At 43.1% G+C, this 6,162-nt stretch carries 4 protein-coding genes and 1 pseudogene; all 5 read left to right on the forward strand.

Annotated elements, in window-relative coordinates:
* Positions 1-1,098 carry a flagellar basal body P-ring protein FlgI gene (locus H5123_RS11105; protein WP_124016913.1) on the forward strand — a complete coding sequence of 366 codons (1,098 nt, stop codon included), beginning with the start codon at positions 1-3 and terminating at the stop codon, positions 1,096-1,098.
* A 17-nt stretch (positions 1,099-1,115) separates the two neighbouring features.
* The gene (gene flgJ, locus H5123_RS11110; RefSeq protein WP_182698004.1) at positions 1,116-2,243 is read left to right on the forward strand and encodes a flagellar assembly peptidoglycan hydrolase FlgJ; all 1,128 of its coding nucleotides are present in this window, start codon (positions 1,116-1,118) and stop codon (positions 2,241-2,243) included.
* Entirely contained in the window at positions 2,243-4,171 is a 1,929-nt protein-coding gene (gene flgK / locus H5123_RS11115; RefSeq protein WP_182698005.1) for a flagellar hook-associated protein FlgK, read from the forward strand. Before flgJ ends, flgK begins: the two co-directional genes overlap by 1 nt.
* Before the next feature lie 10 nt (positions 4,172-4,181).
* Entirely contained in the window at positions 4,182-5,387 is a 1,206-nt protein-coding gene (flgL, locus tag H5123_RS11120) for a flagellar hook-associated protein FlgL (RefSeq protein ID WP_182698006.1), read from the forward strand.
* A gap of 194 nt (positions 5,388-5,581) precedes the next feature.
* Positions 5,582-6,162 (forward strand): annotated as a pseudogene (locus H5123_RS20645) (flagellin); the annotation flags it as partial.

Genomic DNA, 6,162 nt, shown 5'->3' on the forward strand with positions numbered 1-6,162 from the left:
ATGAAAACTAAATTGATCGTGTCGCTTGTAGCGTCGATATTAATGCTCAGCGCTTCTGCAAATGCAGAGCGGATTAAAGATATCGCCAGTATTCAGGGAGTACGAAGTAACCAACTAGTGGGTTATGGCTTAGTTGTTGGTTTGCCTGGTACCGGGGAGAAAACCCGATATACCGAACAAACATTTAGAACCATGCTAAAAAACTTTGGCATTAATTTACCTGAATCAGTTCGACCAAATTCAAAGAACGTAGCCGTTGTTGCTGTACACGCTGAAATGCCGGCCTTTATTAAGCCGGGTCAAAATCTTGACATTACCGTGTCTAGTTTAGGCGAGGCAAAAAGTTTACGTGGTGGCACCTTATTACAAACTTTCTTAAAAGGGGTTGACGGCAATGTGTATGCCATTGCTCAGGGCAGCTTAATTGTGAGTGGCTTTAGTGCCGAAGGGCTTGATGGCTCTATGGTGATTCAAAATACGCCAACGGTTGGTCGTATTCCAAGTGGCGCCATTGTTGAACGCAGTGTGATCAGTCCGTTTGCTAGTGGTGATTACCTGACATTTAATTTACGTCGCTCAGATTTTTCTACCGCCAAACGTACTGCCGATGCGATTAACGATTTACTTGGCCCAGACATGGCAAAAGCTATTGATGCGACTTCTATTCAAGTCAGTGCACCGCGCGACGCATCACAGCGGGTATCGTTTTTATCGACATTAGAAAACATTGAGGTTATTCCGGCTGAAGAGTCAGCCAAAGTCATTGTTAACTCACGTACTGGCACCATTGTGGTTGGTCAAAATGTCAAGTTACTGCCTGCGGCTGTGACCCACGGTGGATTAACCGTGACTATTGCCGAAGCTACGCAAGTATCACAACCCAACCCCTTAGCGGGTGGTAATACGGTTGTTACCACCAACAGTACGATTGATGTGTCAGAAAAAGATCGTCGTATGTTCATGTTTAATCCAGGCACCACTCTTGATGAGCTTGTCAGAGCCGTGAATCTAGTGGGCGCAGCACCATCAGATGTTCTTGCCATACTCGAAGCGTTAAAAATGGCAGGCGCTTTGCATGGTGAACTTATCATCATCTAAATATTGTCGGAATGACTATGGAAAAGTTGTCAGCTTCATCGAACTTTCTGGATCTAGGAGGACTAGATTCACTTCGTGTCCAAGCCCAGAAAGACGAGAAGGGGGCACTTAAAGAAGCGGCTAAGCAATTTGAAGGGATCTTTATTCAAATGCTCATGAAAAGCATGCGAGATGCCAATGCCGCGTTTAAGTCAGACAATCCAATGAACAGTGAAACAACAGCATTTTTTGAACAAATGCGTGATCAACAAATGTCTGTCGATTTATCCAATAAAGGCATGCTAGGGCTGGCTGAAATGATGGTACAGCAATTAGACCCAGAAAATAGCCCTATTACTCCGGCATCAGTATTACGCGGTAATAGCGACTACAAAGTAAACCCGAGTATGTTTGTTGCGCCAGCAACAGAGTTAGATAAAGACACCTTAGATGCTATAGCACCAAAAGATCAAATAGCGGCATCGCATTCAGTTATTGATCATGCGCAGTCTATGCAACCTATGTCTGCCAAGCTTTCTCGGGTGTTATCTGGTGATCAATTAGACAGTGTGTTACGCGGCGAGCAATTAACCAGCCAAGCGTTACAAATGGGCAAAAGTTTGCCGCCAGTTGATACCCCTATGGCAAAAAGCAAAGGTATTGCGGTAAGTCAATTTACCAGTCCAGAACATTTTATTTCGGTGTTGTATCCCCACGCTGAAAAAGCGGCTAAATCCTTGGGTACCTCAGCTGAAGTATTAATCGCTCAATCAGCACTCGAAACCGGTTGGGGCCAAAAAGTGGTACGTCGTAACGACGGCACTATGAGTAATAACTTATTTAATATCAAAGCTGATAAACGTTGGCAGGGTGACAAAACCTCTGTCAATACTTTGGAATTTGAAAAGGGCATAGCGGTGCAACAAAAAGCGGATTTCAGAATGTATGACAACCTTGAACAGAGCTTTAACGATTTTGTGTCGTTTATTAGCCAAGGTGATCGTTATCAAGATGCGCGTAAAGTTGCCGCAGAGCCGACTCAATTTATTAAAGCACTGCAAAAAGCAGGCTACGCTACCGACCCTCAATATGCCAATAAAGTTATCAATGTGATGAAGTCGGTAAAAGAAGGCCTTAAATCTGTATTACCTGTGGAGACTAAATAATGTCGATTGACTTACTCAATATCGCTCGCACAGGCGTTCAAGCATCTCAAGCGCAATTAGGTGTCACCAGTAATAACATTGCCAATGCAAATACTGCTGGTTACAACAGGCAAGTTGCTACTCAGTCATCATTAGAATCACAACGCTTAGGCAATAATTTTTATGGCACCGGCACTTATGTGTCCGATGTTAAGCGTGTTTATAACGAATTTGCCGCGCGTGAGTTACGCATAGGTCAAACCAGCATGAGTGCGGCTGAAACCTCTTACAGTAAGTTGAGTGAGTTAGACCAGATTTATTCTCAAATTGGCAAAATAATGCCAGAAAATTTGAACAATTTTTTTGCTAGCATCAATAATGTAGCCGATTTACCGACCGATTTAGGTATTCGCGGCAGTAGTCTCAGCTCTGCAGAGCAGTTAGCTGCTGGTCTAAATCAAATGCAGTCGCAACTTGATGGTCAGGTAAAGCAAACCAATAGCCAAATTGAATCCGTTACCACTCGTATAAATGAGATAAGCAAAGAATTAGGCAGCATCAATTTAGAATTGATGAAATCTCAAGGCGATGACAGCCAAGTGCTGGACAAGCAAGACGCACTCATTTTAGAGCTCAGCCAGTATGCTCAGGTGAATGTTATTCCATTAGATACTGGCGCAAAATCAATTATGCTGGGCGGTTCAGTGATGTTGGTGTCAGGTGAAGTGTCGATGTCAATTGGCATGAGCCCAGGCGATCCATATCCAAATGAACCGCGCATTAATGCTTCTATTGGCGATAAAACCCTTAACATTGATCCGTCTAAATTGGGCGGTCAACTTGGCGCATTATTTTCATTTAGAGATGACACTTTATTACCGGCTAGCACTGAGCTTGGCCAATTAGCCTTAGGTATTGCAGACACCTTTAACGAAATGCAATCCAAAGGTTTTGACTTAAACGGTAACGTCGGTAGCGATATCTTTCGTGATATTAACGATCCATTAATGGCTTCAGGCCGTGCAGCAAATAATTCTACCAATACTGGTACAGCAGCAATGTCGGTCAATATTGATGATGTGGGTGCATTATCAGGTGGCAGCTACGAGTTGAGCTATACCATCGCAGATGGTTACCAATTAAAAGATACTAAAACTGGAGAGCAAACCACATTAACAGTATCGGGTAGTCAACTTACCGGTGGTGCAGGTTTTAGCATTAATATTGCCAGTGGTGCCGTAGCGGATGGTGATAAATTTGAAATCCGCCCAACCGCTGGTGCCGCTGCAGGCTTAAAAGTGGTGATGACCGATCCCAAAGGTATTGCTGCTGCTGGGCCTCAAATTACGCCAAATACAACCAACTCTGGTGAGTTAGCGGTAAAAGTGAATGCCATTAATCGTGCCGACGCTAACTTCCCGGTTACAGGAAGTGAACTGTCGGTTCGAGTTAATACCAATACCGCTACAAAAACTTTTGAAGTTTTTAATGCCGCTGGCACGAGCGTTGGTGGCCCAACCGCATTTACTCCACCACAAATTAATACGGGTTTTGGTTTTAGTTTCGAAATTGACGATCAATCCACTGCTGGTGTTACCGATACATTTACGTTTGATTTGTCATTTGCTGAAGGCGACAACAGTAATGCAGTTGAAATGGCTAAATTGTCTGATGCTAAATTGATGAATAACGGCACGGGTACCTTAAACAGCGTATTTGAAAATACTAAATTGGATATTGGTAGCCAAACTAAGTCTGCTGAAGTGCGAGTGGGCTCGGCAACGGCAATATATCAACAAGCCAGTAACCGTGTGCAAAGTGAATCTGGTGTCAACCTTGATGAAGAAGCAGCAAACTTATTGCGCTTTCAACAATCTTATCAAGCCTCCGCCAGAATAATGACAACTGCACAAACCATTTTCGACACTCTATTAAGCTCGGTTCGCTAGGAGATACATCATGAGAATTTCTACCGGACAGATTTTTCAGCAAAACACTAATAGCATATTAGAAAAGCAATCTGCCACCAACACCATAATGGCGCAAATTTCTAGCGGCAAAAAAGTCAATACAGCAGGTGATGACCCAGTTGCGGCTATTGGTATTGATAACTTAAAGCAAAAAAATGCTTTGGTGGACCAATTTGTAAAAAACATCGATTACGCCACTAGTCACATTCAACAAGCCGAAAGTCAGTTAGGCCAAGCAGATACCTTGGCTGGCAGCATGAAAGAGTCAATGCTTCGCGGCATTAACGGCAGCATGACTTCCGCCGAGCGGCAAGTGATTGCCGATGACATGCGTCAAAGTCTTGAACAATTAATGTCCATTGCCAACACCAAAGACGAATCAGGCAATTATATTTTTGCTGGCAATAAAACCAACAGCGCACCATTTGCGTTTGATAATAATGGTGATGTGGTTTACAGCGGTGATGCCGGCATTCGTAAAAGTAATATTGCCCAAGGAGTCCAAGTTAATACCAATACTCCAGGCGATGCCGCCTTTATGAACGCGCCCAATGCCATGGGCGATTATGGCGTCAATTATTCGTCAACTCAACAAGGTGATTTTGTCGTAACTAGCGCCAAAATCACTGTTCCATTAACCTATACACCTGATACCTATAGCTTTAATTTTGTTGATGACGGTACTGGCGTGATGAATTTAGAGGTGCGTGACAGTACGGCAAACCTTGTCAGAACTGTTGCGCCTTTTGATGCATCGCTGCCGGTTAGCGTTAATGGCATCGACGTTAAATTAGATGGCGAGCCCCAAGCTGGCGATAGTTTCACCATCAACGAAGTCGCACAAGTCAGTATATTCAATACTTTCAGTAAGGCTATCGCATTATTTGAAAGCGGCAACGATGCACAAACACCTGCTGGACGATCAGAGTTGGCACAGCTCTTGAATAACATTGATAGTGGCGTCAATCAAATGAGTCAGCAACGTAGCTTAACCGGCAACAGCCTAAAAGTGCTGCAGCAGTATAGCGACAATCATACTGATGAAAAGTTGATTAACACCTCGGCATTATCAAAGTTAGAAGATTTAGATTTGGCTTCGGCCATTACCGAATTCGAAAAGCAGCAACTCGCACTCAACGCTGCATCGAGTTTGTTCAGTAAAGTCAGTTCGACCAGTTTGTTTGACTATATATAACAAGTTGTAAATTTAGTTCGTTATAAGGTCTTTTGTAAGGGGTTTTCTAAGCACTTATTTTGGTTTGTATAACAAAGGCTCTGATAAACGCTCTTATAAAAAGACACGTTTCACCACACATTAAACAGTTTAATGATTAACCGTTTAGCCAAGCTCCGAGTCTTGGCGTTCAACTAAGAAGAGGAATTTTACATATGGCTATTTCAGTTAATACCAACGTCACATCAATGAAAGCGCAAAATAGTTTAAATGGCGCTAACAGCAAACTTTCTATGTCAATGGAGCGCCTATCATCAGGGCTGCGCATTAATAGTGCCAAAGACGATGCGGCCGGTTTACAAATTTCAAACCGTATGACCAGCCAAATTAACGGTATCGGTGTCGCGATGCGTAATGCAAACGACGGTATTTCGATTGCGCAAACGGCTGAAGGTGCAATGGGCGAGTCAACCAATATTTTACAACGTATGCGTGACTTGTCATTGCAGGCTGCTAACGGTTCAAATTCTTCAGATGACCGCGCGTCAATGCAAAAAGAATTAAGTGCATTACAAACGGAATTAACTCGCATTGCTGAAACAACTTCATTTGGTAATCAAAAGTTACTAGACGGTTCTTATGGTTCTAAATCTTTTCAGGTTGGCGCGAATGCCAATGAAACAATATCAGTAACTTTGAAAAATACAGCTTCTACAGCAATCGGTACTAATCAGATAAATGGTGGCGGCAGTAAGTTAGGTGCTGTTTTAGCTGCGACAACAAATGGAGTAACAGC

The sequence above is a fragment of the Shewanella sp. SR43-4 genome (assembly GCF_014163845.1).
Taxonomy (GTDB): Bacteria; Pseudomonadota; Gammaproteobacteria; order Enterobacterales; family Shewanellaceae; genus Shewanella; species Shewanella vesiculosa.

Excerpts from the sequence above, each read along its gene's own strand:
- H5123_RS11105 (WP_124016913.1), top strand. The coding sequence starts at position 1 with ATGAAAACTAAATTGATCGTGTCGCTTGTAGCGTCGATATTAATGCTC.
- flgK (WP_182698005.1), top strand. The coding sequence starts at position 2,243 with ATGTCGATTGACTTACTCAATATCGCTCGCACAGGCGTTCAAGCATCT.
- flgJ (WP_182698004.1), top strand. The coding sequence starts at position 1,116 with ATGGAAAAGTTGTCAGCTTCATCGAACTTTCTGGATCTAGGAGGACTA.
- flgL (WP_182698006.1), top strand. The coding sequence starts at position 4,182 with ATGAGAATTTCTACCGGACAGATTTTTCAGCAAAACACTAATAGCATA.